The organism is Streptomyces sp. NPDC002588 (assembly GCF_040295925.1).
Taxonomy (GTDB): Bacteria; Actinomycetota; Actinomycetes; order Streptomycetales; family Streptomycetaceae; genus Streptomyces.
Genome location: NZ_JBEOWF010000021.1, coordinates 94,676 through 119,117, shown reverse-complemented (window position 1 = coordinate 119,117; position 24,442 = coordinate 94,676). Strand labels below are relative to the sequence as shown.

Annotated in this window: 4 protein-coding genes (1 of these 4 only partly in view); all 4 read right to left on the bottom strand. The window is 73.0% G+C overall.

Features of this window, described 5'->3' with window-relative positions; translation table 11 throughout:
- Tightly spaced (each overlapping or abutting the next), the 4 genes in view from ABT057_RS24540 to ABT057_RS24525 form a layout consistent with a single transcriptional unit that may run on beyond the window.
- Nucleotides 1–1,729: the 5' end (the start) of an SDR family NAD(P)-dependent oxidoreductase gene (locus ABT057_RS24540; RefSeq protein WP_352345712.1), read on the bottom strand. 4,745 nt of this gene lie to the left of the window's left edge; only the first 1,729 of its 6,474 coding nucleotides appear in the window; the start codon lies at nucleotides 1,727–1,729; its stop codon lies off the left edge, out of view.
- Entirely contained in the window at nucleotides 1,726–18,588 is a 16,863-nt protein-coding gene (locus ABT057_RS24535; protein WP_352345711.1) for a type I polyketide synthase, read from the bottom strand. Before ABT057_RS24535 ends, ABT057_RS24540 begins: the two co-directional genes overlap by 4 nt.
- Entirely contained in the window at nucleotides 18,588–19,121 is a 534-nt protein-coding gene (locus tag ABT057_RS24530; protein WP_352345710.1) for a nuclear transport factor 2 family protein, read from the bottom strand. Before ABT057_RS24530 ends, ABT057_RS24535 begins: the two co-directional genes overlap by 1 nt.
- Complete coding sequence (locus ABT057_RS24525) at nucleotides 19,118–24,442, bottom strand: SDR family NAD(P)-dependent oxidoreductase (protein WP_352345709.1); 5,325 nt, start codon at nucleotides 24,440–24,442, stop codon at nucleotides 19,118–19,120. The genes ABT057_RS24530 and ABT057_RS24525 overlap by 4 nt, the downstream gene beginning before the upstream one ends.

Below are 24,442 nucleotides of genomic sequence, written 5' to 3'. Positions count from 1 at the left end.
CCATCCCGGTCCACTGCGTGCCCTGCCCCGGGAAGACGAACGCCACTCTGCCGGTCACCGTGCCGGCCCCGCGCACCACGCCGGCCGCAGGCGCGCCCGCGCTCAGCGCGTCGAGCCCGCGTACCAGCTCGTCACGGTCACGCCCGACCACCACGGCCCGGTGTTCGAGGACGGCACGTGTCGTGGCCAGGTTGTACGCGACGTCCGCGACCGACACGTCCGGCGTGGCGCGCAGGTACTCCGCCAACCGCCCCGCCTGGCCGCGCAACGCGTCCTGCGTCCGGCCGGACAACACCCACGGCACCAGGTCGGGGCCGGTGGCGGGCCGTCCCTCGTCCGGACCGGGCCCGGCCTCCTCGAGGATCACGTGCGCGTTCGTACCGCTGACTCCGAAGGACGACACCGCAGCCCGCCTCGGGCGCCCGTTTCCCTCCCACGGCACGGGCTCGGTCAGCAGCGACAGGTTCCCGGCGGACCAGTCCACGTGCGGCGACGGGACGTCCGCATGCAGCGTCCGCGGCAGAACCCCGTTCTTGAGGGCCATCACCATCTTGATCACACCTGCCGCGCCCGCGGCCGCCTGGGTGTGCCCGATGTTCGACTTGACCGACCCCAGCCACAACGGCCGCTCCCGTCCCCGGCCATAGGTCGCGATCAGCGCCCGTGCCTCGATGGGGTCACCGAGCTGGGTGCCGGTTCCGTGCGCCTCCACGGCGTCCACGTCGGACGCGGCCAGCCGGGCGTTGGCCAGCGCCTGCGCGATCACCCGTTCCTGTGCCGGTCCGCTCGGTGCGGTGAGCCCGTTCGACGCGCCGTCCTGGTTGACCGCCGAGCCACGGACCACCGCCAGCACCGGGTGTCCGTTGCGGCGGGCGTCCGACAGCCGCTCCAGCAGGAGCAGACCCACGCCTTCGGCGGCGCCAAAACCGCCTGCGTCCGCGGAGAAGGCCCGGCACCTGCCGTCCTGTGCCAGTCCGCGTTGCCGGCCGAACTCGATGAACACGTCCGGCGCGGCCATCACCACCACACCGCCGGCCAGGGCCAGCGAGCACTCGCGGGACCGCAGCGCGTGCGCCGCCCAGTGCAGTGCCACGAGGGACGACGAACACGCGGTGTCCAAGGTGATCGCGGGGCCTTCCAGGCCGAAGGCGTACGCCACGCGGCCGGACGCGACACTCGCGGTGTTCCCGGTCACCAGGTGGCCCGCGAGTTCCTCGGGCGCCTGGCCGAGGCGTGACCAGTAGTCCTGATAGGTGACACCGGTGAACACACCGGTGTCGCTGCCGCGCAACGACACCGGGTCGATTCCGGCGCGTTCGAACGCCTCCCACGAGGTCTCCAGCAACAGACGCTGCTGCGGGTCCATGGCCAGGGCCTCACGGGGGGAGATGTCGAAGAACGCGGCGTCGAAGTCCGCGGCGTCGTACAGGAATCCGCCTTCGCGCACGTAGGAGGTGCCGGGGTGGTCGGGGTCCGGATGGTAGAGGGCGGACAGGTCCCAGCCGCGATCGACGGGGAACTGTGAGATTCCCTCACGACCCGCCCGGACCAGCTCCCAGAGGTCCTCCGGGGAGCGCACGCCGCCCGGGTAACGGCAGCTCATCGCCACGATCGCGATCGGCTCCTGGTCCCGCGACTCCATGTCGAGCAACCGCTGCTGCGTCCTGTGCAGATCCGCCGTGACCCTGCGGAGGTAGTCGCGGAGCTTGTCCTCATTGCTCGTGGTCATGACACTCCCAGGTCCTTGTCGATGAACGAGAACAGCTCGTCGTCATCGGCCGTCCGCAGGGACTCGGCCGCGTCCGCGCCGTCCTCGCCGGAGTCGCTCCACTTCACGAGCAGCGAGCGCAGCCGCATGGTGAGGTGTGCGCGCTCGGTGCTGTTCGCCGACGAGAGCCTTGCCGCCAGCCGGTCGAACTCGTCGCCCGGGGCGTTCCCGTCGTGGGCGAGCCGGCTCGCGAGGTAGCCGGCCAGCGCGCTCGGTGTCGGATGGTCGAACACCGTGGTCGCCGGCAGGGTCAGACCCGTCGCCGCGCCCAGCCGGTTGCGCAGTTCGACTCCGGTGACCGAGTCGAGGCCGAGCTGCTGGAAGGCGCGGTCCGTGGCCACGTCACCTCCGCCCGCATGCCCCAGGACGGCCGCGACGTGCGAACCGACCAGCTCCAGCAGATGGCGTGCACGGTCCTCCTCGGACAGTGCGGCGAGTCGTCCGGCGAACGACTGCTCTGCGGAGCCGGGTTCTCCCGCGGCACCCGTCCGGGCCGTGAGCTCGCGGACCTCGGGCACTTCCCGCAGCAGCGGGCTCGGCCGCAAGGCGGTGAAGGCGACGTGGAAACGGCTCCAGTCGACCTCGGCGACGGCCACGTACGTCTCGTCGGCCGCCAGTGCCCGGCCCAGCGCGGTGAGTGCCAGCTCCGGCTCCATCTCCGGCAGACCGTGCCGTCGGAGGGTTCCAGAGACCGCGCCACGCGCCATGCCGCCACCGGCCCACGCTCCCCAGGCCACCGATGTCGCGGGCAGACCGAGATCTCTGCGGTGCCGGGCCAGTGCGTCCAGGAACGCGTTGCCCGGCGCGTAGTTCCCCTGTCCGGGCAACCCGATCGTGCCGCCGAGCGACGAGAACACCACGAAGGCGGAGAGTCCGAGGTCCTTCGTGAGCTCGTGCAGGTTGAGCGCGCCGCCCATCTTGACCCGCAGCGAGCGGTCCAACTGGTCCGGGGTCAGGGCACTGACGGTGCCGTCGTCGAGCACGGCCGCCGTGTGCACCACCGCCGTCGGCGCGGGCACCGTGGAGAGCAGCCCGGCCAGGGCCGCGCGGTCGGACACGTCGCACGCGGCCAGGGTGACCCGGACGCCGGCTTCGGTCAGCTCCGCCTCGAGTTCCGGCGCACCCGGTGCGTCCCGGCCGCGGCGACTGACCAGCAGGAGATGTTCGGCTCCCTCGCGTGCCAGCCATCGGGCCACCCGCGCTCCGAGCGCTCCGGTGCCCCCGGTGACCAGCACCGTCCCTCGAGGACGCCACGACGAGTCGCCTTCCGCGGCGCGGCCGGCGGGTACCAGCCGGCGCACGAACACACCGGAGGAACGCACCGCCGCCTGGTCCTCGCCGGTCGTCGCGGCGAGGAGCGCACACAGCCCCGCCCCGGCACCGGCGTCCATCGTGGCGGGCAGATCGACCAGTCCGCCCCAGCGGTCGGGGTGCTCCACGCAGGCCACCAGGCCCAGCCCCCACGTCAACGCCTGCCGGATACTCGCCAGTTGTTCGCCCTCGCGCACGGCCACGGCGCCACGGGTGGCGCACCACAGCGGAGCGGACAGTCCGGCATCGCCGAGCGCCTGCACCAGTGCCACGGTGCCGGTGAAGCCCGCGGGCACGACCGGACTCGGCCGCTCGTCCAGCGCCAGCAGGGACAGCACACCCTCCACGGGGGAGTCGGTGGCAGCGCGGAGCCGGGCGGCGAGTGCCTCCCGACCGGTGTCGCCCGGGTCGACCTCGACCTCGACGACTCGCGCGCCCGCCGCGGTCAGCGCATCGACACATCCGTGGATCCATTCCCGCTCCACGCCCTGGAGCGGGACCACCACGAGCCAGCTGCCGGCCAACGACGCCGAAGACGTCTCCGGCATCGGCCGCCAAGCGATCCGGTACCGCCAGGAGTCCACGGCCGACGCTTCACTGATGTGCCGCCGGTATGCGGACAACACCGACATCACCGTGCGCAGCGACTCCGAGTCGTCATCCGCGTCCAACGACAGCGTCCGGCCCAGCACCTCGGCGTCACCGCTGTCCACCGCCGTCCAGAACGCGTCGTCGGCCGGTGCCTGCGCACCGCTCGGCAACCAGTACCGCTGCCGTTGGAACGGATAGGTCGGCAGATCCACCCGGCGTGCGTCCAACCCGGCGAAGGCCTCGCCCCAATGCACTTCGACGCCTCGCACATACGCCTCGGCCAGCGCGGTGAGGAATCGGTCCGGGCCGCCGTCGTCCCGGCGCAACGACCCGATCACAGCCGTGTTCTCCGCCGTTTCCCGGATGGCCGCCGTGAGTACCGGATGCGGGCTCACCTCGATGAACGCGCCGATTCCGGCCTCGGCCAGGCCGCGCACGACCGCGTCGAGGCGGACGGTCTCACGCAGGTTGCGGTACCAGTACGCGGCGTCCATGCACGTGGTGTCGATCGGCTCGCCGGTGACCGTGGAATGAAGCGGAATCTCCGCCGGACGCGGGGCGACCGGCGCGAGGACGGTCAACAGCTGTTCGCGGACCGCTTCCATCTGTGCCGAATGGGAGGCGTAGTCCACCGCGATCCGGCGCGCGCGCACACCGTCGGTCCTGCACTGGGCCACCAGGCCGTCGAGGGCTTCGGAATCACCGGACACCACGACCGCGTTCGGCCCGTTGACCGCGGCGATGGACAGCCGCTCACCCCACGCCTGCGCACGGACCCGGACCTGATCGAGCGGGAGCGGGACGGAGACCATACCGCCCCCGCCGGACAACGTGGCCAGGGCCTGGCTGCGCAGTGCCACGACACGCGCGGCGTCCTGCAACGACAGCGCACCGGCCACGTACGCGGCGGCGATCTCACCCTGGGAGTGGCCGGCCACCGCGGCCGGCCGGACGCCGTGGGAACGCCACAGCGCGGCCAGCCCCGCCATCATGGCGAACAGCGCCGGCTGGACGACGTCCACGCGATCCAGGTCGCGCCCGTCCGTCAGGACGTCCGTCAGGGACCAGTCCACGTACGGCGCCAGCGCCTCGGCACACGCCTCGATCTCCTGTCGGAAGACCGGGGAGGACTCCATCAGCTCGGAGGCCATCCCCGGCCACTGCGAGCCCTGGCCGGGGAACACGAACGCGACCTGCGCGCCGGTGTCGGCCACGCCCTGGACCAGGTCCGGGCCGGCACCGCCCGCGGCGAGCGCGGCCAGCCCGCCCCGCATCGCCGCCGAGCCCGTTCCCAGCACGACCGCCCGGTGCTGGAACGCCTGTCGCGTGGTGGCGAGCGAGTACCCGACGTCCTGTACGGCCGAGTCCGCGGCCTGCATCAGACGGGCGGCCTGGGCGCGCAGGGCCGGCTCGGTGTGTGCGGACAGGATCCACGGCAACGGCACAGGAGCGTCGGGCCGCTCATCGGCCGCCACGTCCGGAGCCTGTTCCAGGACGACGTGCGCGTTGGTGCCGCTGATCCCGAACGAGGACACCGCGGCGCGGCGCGGCCGGCCGTTCACGGGCCAGGGCCGGCTCTCGGTCAACAGCCGCACCGGACCGGAGGACCAGTCCACATGGGGCGTCGGCGTGTCCGCGTGCAGGGTCCGGGGCAGGGTCGCGTGCCGCAGGGCCAGGACCGTCTTGATGACTCCGGCGACACCGGCGGCGGCCTGGGTGTGTCCGATGTTCGACTTGACCGATCCCAGCCACAGCGGGTGATCCCGGTCCCGGCCGTAGGTCGCCAGCAACGCCTGCGCTTCGATCGGGTCGCCGAGAGCCGTGCCGGTGCCGTGCGCCTCCACCACGTCCACATCGGACTCGGAGAGCCGGGCTCCCGCCAGCGCCTGGCGGATCACCCGCTGCTGGGCCGGGCCGTTCGGCGCGGTCATGCCGTTCGAAGCGCCGTCCTGGTTGACCGCCGACCCTCGGATCACCGCGTACACGGTGTGCCCGTTGCGTCGGGCGTCCGACAGCCGCTCGACGAGCAGCATGCCCACCCCCTCGGCCCAGCCGGCCCCGTCGGCGGTCGCGGCGAACGACTTGCACCGGCCGTCGGGGGACAGCGCGCGCTGGCGGCTGAACTCGACGAACAGGCCCGGCGTGGACATCACCGTGGCCCCGCCCGCCAGCGCCAGCGAGCATTCGCCGTTGCGCAGGGCCTGCGCGGCCAGGTGCAACGCCACCAGCGAGGACGAGCACGCCGTGTCGACGGTCATGGCGGGCCCTTCCAGCCCGAACGTGTAGGCCACCCGTCCGGACGCCACGCTGGCGGCGCTGCCGATACCGACGTAGGCCTCGAGTTCCTCGGGCACCTGGCGCAGCCGGGAGCCGTAGTCCTGCTGCATCACCCCGGCGAAGACCCCGGTCTGACTGCCTCTCACCGTGTCCGGGTCGATTCCGGCCCGCTCGAACGCCTCCCACGAGGTCTCCAGCAGCAGCCGCTGCTGCGGATCGATGGACAGCGCCTCGCGCGGGCTGATGCCGAAGAACTGCGGGTCGAAGTCCGCGGCGTCGTAGAGGAACCCGCCGGTGCGCGTGTAGCTCTTGCCGGGCCTGTCGGGATCGGGGTGGTACAGCTCGCCGATGTCCCAGCCGCGGTCGGAGGGGAACTCGGCGATGGCGTCCCCGCCCCGTAGCAGCAGTTCCCACAAGTCCTCGGGCGAGCGCACACCACCCGGGAACCGGCACGCCATGCCGATGATCGCGATCGGCTCGTCGGCCGTCACCGCGGCAGGGCTCTGCGTGGCCGGAGCTTCCCCGCCGAGCAGTTCCCCCCGCAGGTGGGCGGCCAGCGCGACCGGGGTCGGGTAGTCGAACACGATGGACGCGGGTATCCGCAGACCGGTCTCCGCGCCCAGTCTGTTGCGCAGTTGCACCGCGCTGAGCGAATCGAACCCGACCTCCTTGAAGGACTGGTCCGACCGGATCGCGTCGGGTCGGTCGTGCCCCAGCACAAGGGCCGTCTGTGCCTGCACCAGATCCAGGACCGCACGTTCACCCGCCGCCGCCGGCAGGACGGCGAGGCGTTCGGCCAGGCTCGGTCCGGCCGTGTCGTCCACCACGCGCCGTACCGGTGCCGGCATCAAGCCGCGCAGCAGGGGGCTGGTGTCGGCGGGACGGGCGGTAGCCATATCCAGCCGGGCGGGCACCAGAACAGCGTCCGAACGGCCGATGGCCGCGTCGAAGAGCGCGAGACCGTGCGAGGGGGACAGGGTGGCCACGCCGGCCCGGGCCAGCCGTTGCCGCAGCCCGGTCGCGTCGAGCCGCCTGGTCATCCCGCTGGCCTCGGCCCACAGGCCCCACGCCAGCGACTGGGCCGGCAGACCCCGGCCGCGGCGCAGTTCGGCGAGCGCGTCCAGGAACGCGTTCGCCGCCCCGTAGTTGCCCTGGCCCGGATTGCCCAGCACCCCGACCGCCGAGGAGAACAGCACGAACGCGGACAGGTCCGACTCGAGGGTCAGCTCGTGCAGCCACCACGCGGCGTCCACCTTCGGCCGCAGCACCCGGTCCACCTGCTCGTCCGTCATCGACGAGATCACACCGTCGTCGAGCACGCCTGCCGCGTGCACCACCGCGACCAGCGGGTGCTCACCCGGCACCGTTGCCAGCAACGCGGCCAGGGCAGCCCGGTCGGAGACGTCACAGGCGGCCAGCCGGACCTCGGCGCCCAGGCCGGTCAACTCGGCTTCCAGATCGGCCGCGCCCTCGCTCGCCGGACCGCGGCGGCCGGCCAGCAGCAGATGGCGCACTCCGTGTTCGGTGACGAGACGGCGGGCGACCAGACTGCCCAACGCGCCGGGGGCTCCCGTGATCAGGACCGTGCCGCTCGGGTCGATCGGCGACACGGCGGCTTCTCCGGGCGCCGGTTCGAGCCGGGGTGCCAGGACCGTGCCCTGCCGTATCACGAGTTGTGGTTCGCCCAGGTCGAGCGCGGCCGGCAGGACGGCCCCGGTCGCCTCGTCGTCGTCCAGGTCCACCAGCACGAACCGGTCCGGGTGTTCGGCCTGGGCCGACCGGAGAAGTCCCCACACCGGTGCGGCGGCCACGTTGTCGCCCGGACCCACGGCGCCCCGCGTCACGATGACGAGCCGTGCGGAGGAAAACCGCTCGTCCGCGATCCAGGACCGCAGCAACGCCAGCGCCCAACGGACCGACTCGTGCGCGGCCGGGACCACGTCCCCGGACACCGGGCATGCCGCGAGCACCACGTCCGGCGCGGCCCCGGCCACCTCGTCGAGGTCCGCGAAGGGCTCGCCGGGCAGTCCGCCGACCGTACCGAGAACCGCCCACCGCGCGGCGGCGGGCGTCGCCGCCGGTGTCCGCTCGACCCAGTTCACGCGGTACAGCGAGTCCTCGCGCGTCCTCGGCCGGTCGGCCGTCAGCGGCCGCGTGCTCAGCGAGTCCATCGAGATGACCGGCGCGCCGGTGCGGTCCACGGCCGTCAGCGACATCCCGCCGGACTCGGTGGGCCTCAGCCGGACCCGGAGAGCCGAAGCGCCGGTGGCATGCAGCCGGAAACCGTTCCAGGAGAACGGCAGAAGGGGCGTGCCGTTCTCGACCGCGGCTGTTTCGAGGGCGTGCAACGCGGCGTCCAGCAGTGCCGGGTGCACACCGAACCCGTCCGCTTCCACGCCGTGCGGCAGCTCGACTTCGGCGAACAACTCGGCATCCCGCCGCCATGCCGTACGAAGTCCCCGGAACGTCGGACCGTAGTCCAGCCCGACACCGGCCAGCCGCTCGTACAGCCCGCCCACATCGACCGCGGCGGCGCCGTCCGGCGGCCACGCCACCGGGTCCACGGCGGAGGGCACGGAGGTCGTGAGTGAGCCGCAGGCGTGCAGTCGCCAGTCCTCGTCGGATCCGGAGTACCCGGAATGCCCGGAGTACCCGGAGTACACGGTCAGTTCGCGGCGTCCGGTCTCGTCCGCCGCACCCACCCGCACCTGCACCCGCACCCCGCGCTCCGGCACCACCAAAGGCTCCTGGAGCACCAGCTCCTCCACCAGGTCGCACCCCACCCGGTCGCCCGCCCAAACGGCCAGCTCCACCAACGCCGCACCCGGCACCACCACCGAGCCCAGCACCGCATGGTCGGCGAGCCACGGATGCGTGGCCGGCGACCAACTGCCGGTCAGCACGAGTCCCGCGCCGTCGGCGAGGACGACGCAGCCGGTCAGCAAGGGGTGGCCCGCCGTGTGCGCGGCCGACGTGGTGCCCGGCTCCAGCCAGAACCGGCGGCGCTGGAACGGATAGGTGGGCAGGTCGGCCCGCAGCGCGCCGGGGACAGCCGGTGTCCAGTCGACCGGGACGCCGAGCACATGCGCTTCGGCCAGCGACGTCAGGTACCGGTGCAGCCCACCGTCGTCACGCCGCAGCGTGGGGATCACCGCACCCGCCACACCGGCGGCGTCCACGATGTCCTGGACCGCGGGCAGCAACACCGGCTGCGGGCTCACCTCGACGAAGTGCGTCAGCCCCTGACCGGCCAGGTCTCGCACGACCTGCGCGAACCGCACCGGCTCACGCAGGTTGCGGTACCAGTAGGCGGCGTCGAGGGTCGAGGTGTCGTGCCGCTGGCCGGTGACGGTGGAGTGGAAGGGGACGCTGCCCGTGCGGGGTGTGATGGTGGTGAGGGAGGTCTGGATCTCCTCCTGGAGGACTTCGACGTGTGCCGAGTGGGCGGCGAAGTCCGCGCCGGCGATGCGCCAGCGCAGCTTGCCCAGGCGGGAGAGTTCGCGTTCGAGTTCGTCGAGGGCGTCGAGGTCGCCGGAGACCGTCACCGCCGCGGGGCCGTTGGTCGCCGCGATCCACAGACGGCCGCTCCAGGGCTCCAGAAGCTGCCGCACTTCGCCCACCGGGAGCACGATCGACAGCATCCCGCCCCGGCCGGACAGCCGGCGGAGGGACTTGCTGCGTTCCGCCACGACCCGGGCCGCGTCGGAGAGGGACAGCGCGCCCGCCACGCAGGCGGCGGCGATCTCGCCCTGGGAGTGTCCCACCACCGCGGTCGGGGTCACCCCGTACGACCGCCACAGTTCGGCGAGGGACACCATGACCGCGAACAGCGCCGGCTGTACCACGTCCACCCGGTCCAGAGCGGATCCGTCCCGGATGACGTCGAGCAGGGACCAGTCGACGAACGGGCTCAGCGCGGTCGCGCATTCGGCCATCCGGTCGGCGAACGCGGGGGAGGTGCCGAGCAGTTCACTCGCCATCCCCGCCCACTGCGTGCCCTGCCCGGGAAACACGAACACCACCCGGCGATCCTCACTCGCCGTGCCGGTCACCACACCCGGAACGTCCCGCCCCTCGGCCAAGCCCGCCAGCCGGGCCCGCAGTTGAGCACGGTCCGCGCCGACGACGACGGCACGGTGTTCGAACACCGTGCGGGTTGTCGCCAGTGACAGGGCGACGTCCTTGACGTCCAGTTCGTCGACGACGTCCAGGAGCCGGGCGGCCTGTGCGTGCAGTGCCTCGGGGGATTTGGCCGAGAGCACCCACGGTACCGGCGCGGCCGCGCCCGTGCCGGCCCGTGCGGGGGCGGCGACGGGTTCTGGGGTGTCGACGGACTGCGGGGTGCCGACTCGTTCCGGGGCTTCGACGGTTTCCGGGGCTTCCAGAATGACGTGTGCGTTGGTTCCGCTCATTCCGAACGAGGACACCGCCGCCCGCCGTGGCCGGCCGACGCTCGGCCACGGCTGTGGCTCGGTCAGCAGTCGCAGTGATCCTGCCGACCATTCCGCCTGGGACGTCGGCTGATCGACGTGCAAGGTCCGCGGCAGTAAGCCGTACCGCATCGCCTGCACCATTTTGATCACGCCTGCCATGCCCGCGGCCGCCTGGGTGTGGCCCAGGTTGGACTTCACCGAGCCGAGCCACAGCGGGCGGTCCGCCGGCCGCTGCCGGCCGTAGGTGGCCAGCAGCGCCTGCACCTCGATCGGGTCGCCCAGCCGGGTGCCGGTGCCGTGTCCTTCCACGGCGTCGACGTCGGAGGCCGTCAGGCCGGCGTTGGCCAGTGCCCGCCGGATCACGCGCTGCTGGGCCGTGCCGTTCGGTGCGGTCAGCCCGTTGGACGCGCCGTCCTGGTTGACGGCGCTGCCCCGCAGCACGGCGAGGACCTGATGCCCGTTGCGTCGGGCGTCGGACAGCCGTTCCACCACCACCATGCCGACGCCCTCGGACCAGCCCGTTCCGTCGGCGGCATCGGCGTAGGACTTGCATCGGCCGTCCGACGACAGCGCGCCCTGCCTGCTGAACTCGACGAAGGTGCTCGGTGTGGACATCACGGCCACGCCGCCTGCCAGGGCCAGGGAACACTCGCCGGACCGCAGCGCCTGCGCGGCCAGGTGCAGTGACACCAGGGACGACGAACATGCCGTGTCGACGGTGACCGCGGGCCCCTCGCATCCGAGCACGTACGCCACCCGGCCGGAGGCGACGCTGGCCTGGTTGCCGATCAGCAGATGGCCTTCCAGGTCGTCGGGAACGGCCTGCAACCTGCCCGCGTAGTCGTGGTACATGACGCCGGTGAAGACACCCGTGTCACTGCCGCGCAAGGACGCCGGGACGATCCCGGCGTGCTCCAGGCCCTCCCACGCGGTTTCGAGCAGGAGGCGCTGCTGTGGATCGGTGGCCAGTGCCTCCCGGGGGCTGATGCCGAAGAAGGACGCGTCGAAGTCGGCCGCGTCGTACAGGAAACCGCCCTGGTTCGTGTAGCTGGTGCCGGTCTTCGCCGGGTCCTCGTCGTAGAGCGCGTCGAGGTCCCATCCCCGGTCGGCGGGGAAGCCCGAGATCGCGTCGGTGCCCTCGACGACCAGTCGCCACAGGTCCCGTGGTGAGCCCACACCGCCCGGATACCGGCAGGCCATGCCGATGATGACGATCGGATCGTCGTCAGTGGAGGTGAGCCCGCGATCCGGCTCGTCGCCGTCGGACTCGGACCGGTGTCCCGTGATGGCGTCCAGCAGATGGCCTGCCAGCGCGGTGGGTGTCGGGTGTTCGAAGACGACGGTGGCGGGCAGCCTGAGCCCGGTGACGGTGTGCAGTCTGTTACGGAACTCGACCCCGGTCATCGAGTCGAACCCGAGATCCTTGAAGGAGCGGTCCGGGTCGAGGGTCTGTGGGTCGGGATGGCCGAGCAGGGCCGCCAGTTCCGTGCGGACGAGGTCGAGTACCGCGCGGGCACGCTCGGGTTCGGGTCGTGCGAGCAGGCCGGGCAGGCCACCGCGCGGTGGGGGAGTGGGCCCTGCCGGGCGGCGGCGGGTCAGCCTGGCCGGCAGCACGTGGGCATGCACGCCGGCCAGGGCCGCGTCGAAGAGGGCGAGTCCTTCCTCGGCGGTGATCGCCGCCAGCCCGCCGCGTCGCATCCGGGCTTCCTCGGCCGGGTTCAGGTGTCGCGCCATGCCGACGCCGTCCGCCCAGAGCCCCCAGCCCAGTGACAGTCCTGGGATGCCCTGTGCCCTGCGGTGCCGGGCGAATGCGTCCAGGAACGCGTTGGCCGCCGCATAGACCGCCTGTCCCGGGTTGCCGAGTTCGGCGACCGCCGAGGAGAACACGACGAACGCGGACAGATCGCGGTCCTGCGTGAGCCGGTGCAGGTGCACGGCTGCGTCCACCTTGGGGCGCAGCACGGTGTCGATCTGGTCCGGGGTGATCGACGTGAGGGTGGCGTCGTCGAGCACACCGGCCGCGTGCACGACGGCGTCCAGGTCCGGAAGCGCGGCGAGCAGGTCGGCCAGCGCGTCCGGGTCCGCCACGTCGCACGCCTCGACCGCCACGGTCGCACCCCATGCGGTCAACTCGGCCTCGAGTTCGGCCGCGCCGGGCGACTCCCGGCCGCCACGGCTGGTCAGTACGAGGTCGCGCACGCCGTGAGCGGTGACGAGATGGCGGGCGAGCAGTCCGCCGAGGCCACCGGTCCCGCCGGTGATCAGGACCGTGCCGCTGAGGGTGCGCGGGCCGTCGGCGGCGGGGCTGAGCCGGCTGACCCGCGGTACGAACAGCCGGCCCTCCCGCACCGCAGTCCGAGGTTCGTCCGCCGCCAGGAGGGCGGGGACGTCCGCCCGATCGGCCGGCTGTACGTCGATGAGCTGGAACCGCCCGGGATGTTCCAGCTGAGCCGTACGCACCAGGCCCCACACCGCGGCGCCCGCCGGATCCTCGATCTCCGTGTCGGACTCCACGGCCACCGCGCCGCTGGTGAGCACCGCCAGTCTGGTGCCCTCGAACCGCTCCCGGGACAGCCAGTCCTGGATCAGGGCGGTCAGCCCGGCCGTCAGGGCGTGTGCCCGGCCGGCCACGTCGTGCGAGGGCCGCTCGGCCGTGCAGTCGACGAGCAGGACGTCCGCGGCGGGGATCTCGGCGTCGAGACCGGCGGACCAGGATGTCTCCGCGACCACCGGTGTCCGGCCCACAGCCGCGGCATCCACGGTACGGCGCACCCACTCGACCGCGTGCAGCGCGTCGGGAACGGCCGTGTCCGTGGCCAGCAGCGCCAGTGATCCGACGGCCAGGACAGGGCTCCCGGACGTGTCGGTGACGGTCAGCGCCACGGTGTCGTCGCCGGTGCTGGTGAGCCTGACGCGCAGCGCGCTCGCGCCGACGGCGTACCGGGTCACGCCGGTGAAGGAGAAGGGCAGCAGACCGGTCCGGGGCCGCCCGAGCAGCCCGAGCACCACGGGATGCAGCAGGGAATCGAGCAGGGCGGGGTGCAGACCGAACGGGCCCGGTTCGGCTGCCAGCTCGACTTCGGCGTACACGTCCGCGCCGGATCGCCACGCGGCCCGCAGGCCCTGGAAGCCGGGGCCGTAGTCGTAACCGAGTTCGGCCAGTCGTGGATAGGCGTCGGTCAGGTCGATCGGCCGGGCTCCGGCCGGCGGCCACCGCTCGGGCAGCGGGGACGGGGGCGAGGCGGTGCCGGTGTCCAGGGCGCCGGTGGCGTGCCGGGTCCAGTGCGGGTCGCGCTCACCCCGGGCGAACACGCTGAACGGGTACTGGCCGGCCGCGTTCACCGGCCGGACGACCACCTGGAGGTCCGTGCCTTCCGCTTCGGACACGATCAGCGGATTCTCAAGGGTGAGCTCGGCGACGTGCTCGGCACCTATCTGGCCGGCCACGTACAGGGCCAGTTCGGCGAAGGCCACCGCGGGCAGCATCTCCCTGCCCAGCACGACATGCTCCGACAGCCATGGAATGTCCTGTGCCGACAGGCGTCCGGCGGCCAGCCAGCCCTGCTCGTCGGCCAGTTCGGTCACGCCGGTCAGCCACGGGTGCCCGGCCGGCGCGAGGGCGCCGCCGGTCAGCCAGAAGCCCCGGCGCTGGAAGGGATAGGTCGGCAGCTCGACCGGGCGCGGATCGCGGCCCGCGAAGTACGACGGCCAGTCGACCGGCACACCGCGGGTGTTGAGGTGCGCGACGGCGGTGCAGAGCGTTTCCGCCTCCGGCCGGTCGTGCCGCAGCGCGGGAACGGCGACAGCGGTCGCATCCGTGGCGGCGTCGCCCGCGAGGACGGCGAGCACCGCGTCCGGTCCCAGCTCCAGGTAACCGGTCGTGCCCTGTGCGTCGAGATGGCGGAGGCCCGCGTCGAAACGGACGGTGTCGCGCACGTGCCGGGCCCAGTAGTCCGCTGAGCCCAGCTCTGCCGGCGTCGCGAGCTCGCCGGTCAGGTCGGAGACGACGGGAATGTGCGGGGCCGTGACGGAGAGTTCGCCGAGTTCCCGGCGGAAGCCGGCCACCATCGCGTCCATGTGCGGCGAGTGGAACGCATGGCTGGACCTCAGCCTTCGCACCCGCCCGCCCAACTGCTCGGCGAGACGGCGCGCCGGACCCTCGTCGCCCGAGATCACCACGGAGTTCGGGCCGTTGACCGCGGCGATGCCCACGGATCCCTCGTGGCCGCTGAGCAGCGCGGTGACCTCCTCGACGCCCGCGCGCACCGCGAACATCGCGCCGCCGACGGGCAGCGCCTGCATCAGCCGGCCGCGCACCTCGACCAGTCGGACCGCGTCGGGCAGCGACAGCGCACCACCGACGTGCGCGGCGACGATCGCGCCCACCGAGTGCCCCAGCACGTGGTCCGGGCGCAGTCCCCAGTGCTCCACGAGCCGGAACAGGGCCACCTCCAGGGCGAACAACGCCGCCTGGGTGTATCGGGTCCCATCGAGCAGCCCCGTCTCGTCGGTGAACATCACCTCGCGCAGCGGGCGGTCCAGGTGGGGATCGAACAGCCCGCACACCTCGTCGAGCGCGTCGGCGAAGACCGGGTACGCGGCGAACAGGTCACGTCCCATGCCCACCCGCTGGCTGCCCTGGCCGGTGAACAGGAACGCCGTGCCACCGGCGGCCCTCGCACTGGCCCGCAGCACGTTCGGCGCGGTCCGGCCCTCGGCGAGCGCGGACAGCCCGGCCCGTAACTGCGCCCGGTCCTGCGCCACGATCGCGGCCCGCTGGTGAAACGCGGTGCGAGTGGTCGCCAACGAGAACGCGAGGTCGACCGGATCGGCGTCGAGTGCGGACAGCCGGCCGGCCATCTCGCGCAGCGCGTCGTCGTCCTTGGCGCTCAGTACGACGGGCGCGACGCCGGGTGCCGGACGCGCCGGCAGCGGACCCTCGTCGGGCGTCGGCTCCTGGAGGATCACGTGCGCGTTGGTTCCGCTGATGCCGAACGAGGACACGCCGGCGCGGCGGGGCCGGCCGGACGAAGGCCACGGCACGGCCTCGCGCAGCAGTGCGATGCCTCCCGCCGACCAGTCCACATGCGGCGACGGAGCGTCCACATGGAGTGTCTTCGGCAGCGAACCCTGCTGCATGGCGGTGATCATCTTGATGATTCCGCCGACTCCGGCCGCGGCCTGTGCGTGCCCGATGTTGGACTTCAGCGATCCCAGCCACAGTGGACGTCCGGCCGGCCGGTCCTGCCCGTAGGTGGCCAGCAGGGCCTCGGCCTCGATCGGGTCGCCGAGGGTGGTCCCGGTGCCGTGCGCCTCCACCGCGTCGACCTCGTGGGCGGCCAGCCCGGCGCCGGCGAGTGCCTGGCGGATCAGGCTTTCCTGGGCCGCGCCGTTGGGTGCGGTGAGCCCGTTGCTCGCGCCGTCGGAGTTGATCGCCGAACCGACGAGGACGGCGTGCACCCGGTGGCCGTTGCGCCGCGCGTCGGACAGCCGCTCCAGGACCAGTACGCCCACGCCCTCAGCCCATGCGGTGCCGTCGGCGCTCGCCGAGAAGGGCTTGCAGCGGCCGTCCGGTGAGAGCCCGCGCTGGCGGCTGAACTCCACGAACATGCCCGGGTTCGACATGACCGTGGCACCACCGGCGAGGGCCAGCGTGCACTCGCCCTGGCGCAGCGCCTGCGCCGCCAGGTGCACGGCCACCAAGGACGAGGAGCACGCGGTGTCCACGGTGACCGCCGGACCGAGCAGTCCGAGCGTGTAGGCGACCCGGCCGGACATGACGCTTGGCGTGCTGCCCGTCAACCGGTAGCCCTCGGAGCCGCTGTCGGCGGCGTGCAGGCGGGGACCGTAGTCCTGGGAGGTCGCGCCGACGAACACCCCGGTGCGGCTGCCGCGCAGGGTCGTCGGGTCCGTCCCGGTCCGCTCGATGCCTTCCCAGGACACCTCCAGCAGCAGGCGCTGCTGCGGGTCCATCGCGGCGGCCTCGCGTGGGCTGATGCCGAAGAAGTCGGCGTCGAACCGGTCTGCGTCGTGCAGGAAGCCGCCGTGCCGGGCGTAGGAGGTGCCCGGCCGGTCCGGGTCGGGGTCGTAGAGCCGCTCGACGTCCCAGCCCCGGTTGGCGGGAAGCGGCGTGATGGCGTCGCGGCCCTCGCTGACCAGACGCCACAGGTCGTCCGGCGAGCGCACGCCGCCCGGGTAGCGGCAGGCCATGCCCACGACCGCGATCGGGTCGTCCGCAGTCGCCGTCGTGGTCGCCGCCGTCGGGGACGTGGTCGGGGACGTGGGCTCGGACGGCCGGGTGCCGGCCAGCTCCTGGCGCAGGAAGCCCGCGAGCTCTGCCGGCGTGGGGTACCGGAACATCAGGCGGTACGTCAGACGCAGGCCGGTGGCCCTGCTCAGGCCGGCGCTGATCTGTGTCAGGCCGACGGAGTCGACCCCGAGGTTCTCGAAGGTCAGGTCCGGGTCGATCGACTCGCCGGTGACAAAACCCAGTTCGAGCGCGACGTGGGTCCGCACCAGCTCCAGCAGGTCCCGCGGCGCGGCCTGCGGCGCGGGCGCGTTCTCGCCCACCCAGTGCCGCTGCCTGGTGAAGGCGTACGTGGGGAGGTCGGTGAACCGGGCCGGTTCACCGGTCAGCCCGGCCAGCCACTCGATCCCGGTGTCGGCGGGCGGTCGCCCGTCCGCGAGGTCGGCCAGCGCGCGCCGGTACTCCGCGAGGCCCGGGCCACGTACCACGGCACGGTGCTCGAAGACCGTTCTGGTCAGGGCGAGCGACAGCCCGACAGCCTGCGGTTCGGCGTCGGGACGGGCGTCCAGCCAGGACAGCAGGGCGGACGCCTGGGCGGGCAGAGCATCCGGTGCGGGTGCCGAGATCAGCCACGGCACGTCGCCTTCGGACCGGCTGAGCGGAGTGACGTCACGTGCCGGGGGTTCGGCGAGCACGAGGTGGCAGTTCGTCCCACCCATGCCGAACGAGCTCACCCCGGCCAGCAACGGCCGCTCGGAACGCCACGCACCCAGTTCGCTCTGCACGCGCAGGCGCAGCTCGGACAGCGGGATGTCCGGGTTCGGCTGCTCGAAGTGGAGGCTGGGCGGCAGCTGCCGGTGCCGGATGCTCAACACCACCTTGAGCAGCCCGGCGATGCCTGCCGCGCCCTCCAGGTGGCCGATGTTGGTCTTGGCCGAGCCCACCAGCAGCGGGTGACGGGCCGAGCGGTGCTCGCCGAGTGCCGCCCCGAGCGCCCGCGCCTCGACGGGGTCGCCGACCCTGGTGCCGGTGCCGTGCAGTTCGACGTACTGCACGTCCGACGCGTCGACGCCCGCCTGGCGGTGCGCCTGTTCGATGACCTGACGCTGGGCGACCGCGCTGGGCACGGTCAGCCGGCTGTCGCCGCCGTCGTTGTTGACCGCACCACCGAGAATGAGGCTGTGGATCTCGTCGCCGTCGGCGAGCGCGTCGGACAGCGTTTTGAGCACCACCAGCGCGCCGCCCTCACCACGCACATAGCCATTGGCCCGCGCGTCGAAGGTGAAGCAGCGGCCCTGCGGTGACAGTCCGCCGAACCGGGCCGCCCCCAGGGTGGTCTCGGCAAGGATGTTGAGGTTCACCCCGCCGGCGAGGGCTGTGGTGGACTCGCCCCGGCGCAGGCTCTCACAGGCCAGTTGCACGGCGACCAGCGAGGACGACTGCGCGGTGTCCACGGTCATGCTGGGGCCGCGCAGCCCGAACGTGTGCGAGACGCGGTTGGCCATGACACCTCGGCCGATGCCCGCCATCGTGTGCTGGTCGATGGCGTCCGGACCGGAACTCAGCAGCACGGTGGCGTAGTCGTCCCACATCGCCCCCACGTACACACCCGTCGCGGTGCCCCGCAGCCGCGACGGCACGATGCGGGCGTGTTCCAGAGCCTCCCAGCTCAGTTCCAGCAGCAGCCGCTGCTGCGGGTCCATCGCGGCGGCCTCACGGGGGGAGACACCGAAGAACGCCGCGTCGAAGGAGGAGATGTCGTCGAGGAAGGCGCCGAAACGATGGGGCAGCGCGGAGCCGGGCCAGCGGTCCGGCGGCGCTTCCCCCACCGCGTCCACGCCGTCGCGCAACAGCTGCCAGTACTGGTGGGGCGTGGAGGACTTCGGGAGCCTGCACGACATCCCCACCACCGCGATGGGTTCGCCGGGCCCGGTGCGGGGGTTCGGGTCGCTCGTCGCCATCACGCCACCGTCTCCCGGTCCGGATCCGAAGCGGGCGAGGAGCCGGGCCGCACCGGTGGTGGCGCCATCATGTGCAGGCGCCGGTGCGCGATGCGCCACGCCGTGCCCTCGCGGTGCAGCAGGTCCACGTAGTTGCCGAGCCTGCGCAGGTCGAACCGTCCGTCGAGGTAGCGGCCCGTGACGGTGAAGATCGAATACACCTCGGCCGTGTCCTCGCTCAGCCTGGTGACCAGCAGGTTGGACGTGGCGTGCCGGGAGTGGACGCCCACCGTTTCCCGGTTGTGCCGCCACAGTGCCGCCAGTCCGGCGGTGATCTGGTCCCGGGTGCGGACCGCGGCGGGAAAGCCCTCGGGGGCCGGATCCATCTCGAAGAGCGCGTCCGCCGTGTAGAGGGTGCCAAGCGTCTCGAACTCGCCGGAGTCGAACAGCAGCCCGGCCGCGACGACGACATCGGTGACTGCGGCTCGCTGGACCAGGGTCCGGGGGTCGAGCTGATCCATGTCGCCCGGCTGGATCCATCCGGTGTCGGTCACGAAGTCCTCCTGAAATCGTCGTTCTGGTGGAGCGCGGACAGCCAGGACCACACCGCTGCCGCCGTGGTGTCGGAGTGATCGCCGACCATCGTGCAGTGGTCGCCGGGGACCTCACCGGCCTCGTGGCCGAACGGCCAGTGCGAACGCCAGTCCGTGACGGCCGGCTCGTCCGGCGAGCCCGGCACGCAGTCCCGCGGCCGCAGGAACAAGGTCCGTGCGGTCACCGGCCCCGGCCGCCAGTCGCGGAACATGCGCCGGTAGGTGCCGAACGCGGTGATGGCGGTCAGGTCCGGCCTGGCGAAGGTCTCCCGGCGCACCACGAGTTCGTAGTTCATGGCCCGGCGCAACGCCGGAGACATCCCGTCGGGCAGGTAGGTGTCCAACAGCACCAGCGCCGACGGCCGTACGCCTGCCGCCTCCAGTCCTTCGGTCACCGCGTGCGCGAGCCAGCCGCCGGACGAGTAGCCGAGGACGACGACCGGCGCGTCGCCACGAGCGCGCAGCACCTGCCGGACGAGCACACCGACGAGCGCGTCGACCGAGGACGCCAGCGGTTCACCGGCCCGGTAGCCCGGCACCGGGACCACCGCCAGCTCGGTACGGCCCCGGAAGTAGTCGGCCAGCCTGGCGAACTGGATCGCCGGCTCGACCGGTGCGAACGGCGGGAACGCGAACAGGGTGGGACCGTGTCCGCCGCGAGCCATCCGTACGAGGGGGGCGAGATCGAAGCCGGCGGGATCGTCGTAGGTCTCCCGCAGGCCCGCCGCACCGACGCACAGGGACTCGATCGCCTCCATCTTGCCCTGCAGAGCCAGTTTGCTGTACAGGGCGTGCAGCCCGCTGCCCTCGTCGGACGCGGTGCCCGGACCGGCCACCGCGTCCGCGCGCAGCAGCGTGGTCAGGTGCTCGGCCAGCGCGGCCGGGGTCTCGTGGTCGTAGATCAGGCCGGTGGGCAGCCGGCGGTCGGTCACCTCGGTCAGCCGGTTGCTCAGTCCGACCGCACGCAGCGAGTCGAACCCCAGCTCGCGGAACGGCCGTTCGGGCCCGATCGCGTCGGGTGAACCGTGACCGAGCTCGGCGGCGACCTGCTCCCGCACGATGCCGAGCAGCGTGTTCCGCTGCCCTTGACCGGATTGGCCGGCCAGTCTCGAGCGCAGGTCCGAACGGGCGGAGGGGCTGTCGGCAGCGGGTCGCGGGATCAGGGCGGCGATCAACGGACGGGGACGGGCCGCTGTGTATGCGGTCGCGAACCGGGCCCAGTCCACGTCGGCGACGACCGGCGTCGGGGTGCAGCCCGCCACGGCCCGGTGCAGCGCCCGTAAAGCCGCGTCGGGGTCCATCGGCCGCAGGCCCCGGGCGGCGTACCGGTCGCCGGCCCCTTCGGCCATGCCGGGTCCCGCCCACACGCCCCACGCGATCGAGGTGGCGGCCAGGCCGCGCGCATGCCTTCGTTGCGCCAAGGCGTCGAGGGCCGCGTTGGCCGCGCAGTAGCCGGCCTGTTCGCCGCTGCCCCACGTACCGGCGGCCGACGAGAACAGGATGAAGGCGTCGAGATCGTCCTCGGCGGTCAGTTCGTCGAGCAGGGCGGCCCCGGCCGACTTGGCCGACATCACCTCGGTGAGCTGCGCGAGGCCGGTCCGCGCGATCGGTGTGGCGGGCTGCGCGGTCCCCGCGGTGTGCACGACGGCCCGGACCGGGCGGCCATCGGCGCGCAGGCCGGCCAGCACCGAGGCGATCCGCTCGCGGTCGAGCACGTCACAGGCCACGAGGGTGACCTCGGTGCCCAGTGCGGTCAGCTCGTCGTGGAGTGCTTGTGCGCCCGGTGCGTCCGGGCCGCGCCGGCTGAGCAGGACCAGATGCTCCGCTCCCTCGCCCGCCAGCGAACGGGCCACGTGCTTCCCGAGCCCGCCGGTGCCGCCGGTGACCAGCACGGTGCCGGTGGGCCGCCACGGCTGCCGGCCCCGGGGGACGGGCGTGCGGGTGAGGCGGCGGGCGTGGCTGCCCGACGGCCTGATCGCCACCTGGTCCTCGCCGCGGTCGAGGGCGAGCACATCCGCGAGGGCGGCCAGGTCCGCCTCGTCCGGTGTGCAGGGCAGATCGACCAGCCCTCCCCATCGATCCGGGTGCTCCAGTCCCACCACCCTCGCCAGCCCGGCGACCGCAGCGCCCGCAGGACTCGTGACCGCCTCCCCGGACACCGAGGCCGCACCGGCGGTGACGCACCACAGTGGTGCGGGGATGCCCGCGTCACCGAGAGCCTGTGCCAGGACCAGGGTGGCGGCCAGGCCCCTCGGCACGCCGCCGAGTGCGGGAAGTGGCTCTTCGGCGTCGCTGAGCAGGGAGACGACCCCGGTCGGCTCCGTGGGCAGCGCACCGATCCGTCGGGCCAGCTCCGGCCGGTCGAGGTCCGTGACCGCCAGCCGCGACACCGTTGCACCGGCGGCGGTGAGGGCCGAGGCGACAGCGCCGCCCGAACCGTCCTCCGGGACCACGAGCAACCAGGTTCCGCCGAGGCGCGGGGCCGGGTGTGCTGTCGGCAGCGGCTCCCAGCCGATCCCGTAGTGCCAGTCCGGCCCGTCGTCGGCGGGCGCGGCGTACGTGAGTGTTGAGTTGAGCCAGTACGGGTCGCGCTGGAACGCGTACGTGGGCAGCTCGACGTGCGGACGCCGACCGCCGGCGGCCCCGCTCGGCGCGGGCGCCGGGCCGCCCCGCACGAACAGCCGGGCCAACGCCCGCTCGAACGTGTCGACCTGGCCTTCGTGGCGGCGCTGCGTGGCCACGAACACAGCACGCCGGGAGTCCTGCACGCAGTCCTGCGCCAGCGAGGACAGCACCGCGTCCGGGCCGATCTCCAGGTAGGCGTTGACGCCACTCGCGTCAAGCGCGCGCACGGCATCGGCGAACCGCACCGTGCGGCGCACGTTGTCCAGCCAGTACTCCGGTCTGCCCAGGTCCTTTCCCGACACGGCACGACCCCAGGTCGTGGACACGAACCCGGTGGCCGGCTCGCCGAAGGACACCCCGGACAGCACCTCGGCGTACCGGTCGAGCATGGGGTCGATCAGGGCCGAGTGGAACGCGTGCGTCACCGAGAGCCGCGAGGTCTTCCAGCCCCGGGCGGACACGGCGTGCTCCACGAGGGCGACGTCGTCCGCGGCGCCGGACACCACCACCGACTCGGGGCCGTTCACCGCGGCGATGTCCACCGGCCGGCCCAGGTCTGCGAGCACCGCCAGCACCTCGGGCTCGCCCGCGCGCACCGCACTCATGACCCCGCCGCCCGGCAGCTCCTGCATCAGGGACCCGCGTGCCGCCACCAGCCGCGCCGCGTCCGGAAGGGACAGCACGCCGGCCACGTGCGCGGCGGAGATCTCGCCGAGCGAGTGCCCCAGCACGTAGTCCACCGTCCGGCCCAGCGACTCGTACAGCCGGTACAGCGCCACCTCGACGGTGAAGAGCGCGGGCTGTGCGAAGCCGCTGAGGTCGAGCGCGGCCGCCTCGGCGGTGCCGGGCTCGGCGAAGACCACCTTGCGCAGCGGGGTCGGCAGGAGAGCGTCGAACCAGTCGCACAGCGCGTCGAACGCCTCGGCGAACACGGGGTACCGCTCGTACAGCTCACGCCCCATGCCGGGCCGCTGCGAGCCCTGTCCGGTGAACAGCGCCGCCGTCCGGCCCCGTCCCGCCACCCCGGTGACCACCGCGTCGACCGGTGTCCCCGCGGACAGCGAGCCGAGACCCGCCAGCAGTTCACCCCGGTCGAGGCCGGTGACCACGGCCCGGTGGTCGAACAGCGTCCTGCTCGTGATCAGCGCACGGGCCACATCGGGGACGGTCAGTCCCGGGCGTGCGGTCAGGTGGGCGTGCAATGCCGCCGCCTGCGCGCGGAGCGCGGGCTCGCTCTTCGCCGACACGACCCACGGCAGGCGGCCGGCCGGCTCCTCGGCGGGGACCTCGGCGGCGGCGGGTGCGGGCGGCGCCTCTTCGAGTACGACGTGGGCATTGGTGCCGCTGATGCCGAACGAGGACACCGCGCTCCGCCTGGGCCTGCCGGTCTCGGGCCAGGGCCGCTGATCGCGCAGCAGCTCCACCGCGCCGGCGGACCAGTCGACATGGGACGACGGCTGCACGACGTGCAGGGTGCGGGGCAGTACGCCGTGTCGCATGGCCTGCACCATTTTGATCACGCCGGCCACTCCGGCCGCGGCCTGGGTGTGGCCGATGTTGGACTTCACCGACCCCAGGTACAGCGGCCGGTCCGTCGGCCGGTGCTGCCCGTAGGTGGCCAGCAGAGCCTGCGCCTCGATCGGGTCGCCGAGGCTGGTTCCGGTGCCGTGGGCCTCGACCGCGTCCACGTCCGCGGGAGACAGGCCCGCGTTGGCCAGCGCCTGCTGGATCACCGCCCGCTGCGCCGCACCGCTCGGCGCGGTGATCCCGTTGGACGCGCCGTCCTGGTTGCCGGCGGTGCCCCGCACCACGGCCAGCACCGGGTGTCCGAGCCGCTGAGCGTCGGACAGCCGCTCCACCAGCAGCAGGCCGGCGCCCTCGCCCCAGCCGATGCCGTCGGCGGTGTCGGCGAACGCCTTGGACCGCCCGTCCGCCGCCAGGCCGCCCTGCCGGGCGAACTCGACGAGCGGGGCCGGCGACCCCATCACCGTGACTCCGCCCACCAGCGCCAGGTCGCACTCGTGGGCCCGCAGCGAACGGACCCCCAGGTGCAGGGCGACCAGCGAGGAGGAGCACGCGGTGTCCACGGTGACGGCGGAGCCCGCCAGCCCGAGGGTGTAGGAGATCCGGCCGGACAGCACGGACATCGAACTGCCGGTGACCGCGTCGCCCTCCGACTCGTCGAAGGTGCCCATGGTGCTGGGCGCGTAGCCGGTGAACGCGCCGCCGACCAGCACGTCGGTCCGGCTGCCGCGCAGGGTCGACGGGTCGATGCCCGCCCGCTCGATGGCCTCCCAGGCGGTCTCCAGCAGTAATCGCTGCTGGGGGTCCATCCCCAGCGCCTCCTTCGGCGACACCCCGAAGAAGTCCGCGTCGAACTCGCCCGCGTCGTGGAGGAATCCGCCCTGGTCGGGTCCGATGCCGGGTGGCCGCCAGCCGCGGTCGGCCGGGAACGCCGAGATGGCATCGGTGCCGGTGGTGACCAGCTCCCACAGCCGTTCCGGCGAGTCGGCGCCGCCGGGATAGCGGCATGCCATGCCGACGATCGCCACGGGTTCCAGTGGGCGGGCCTCGGCATCGGCGAGCAGTTGCCGGGTGTGGTGCAGCTGTGCGGCGGTCTCTCGCAGGAGGTGCCGGAGACGGTCGTCGTTGGACAC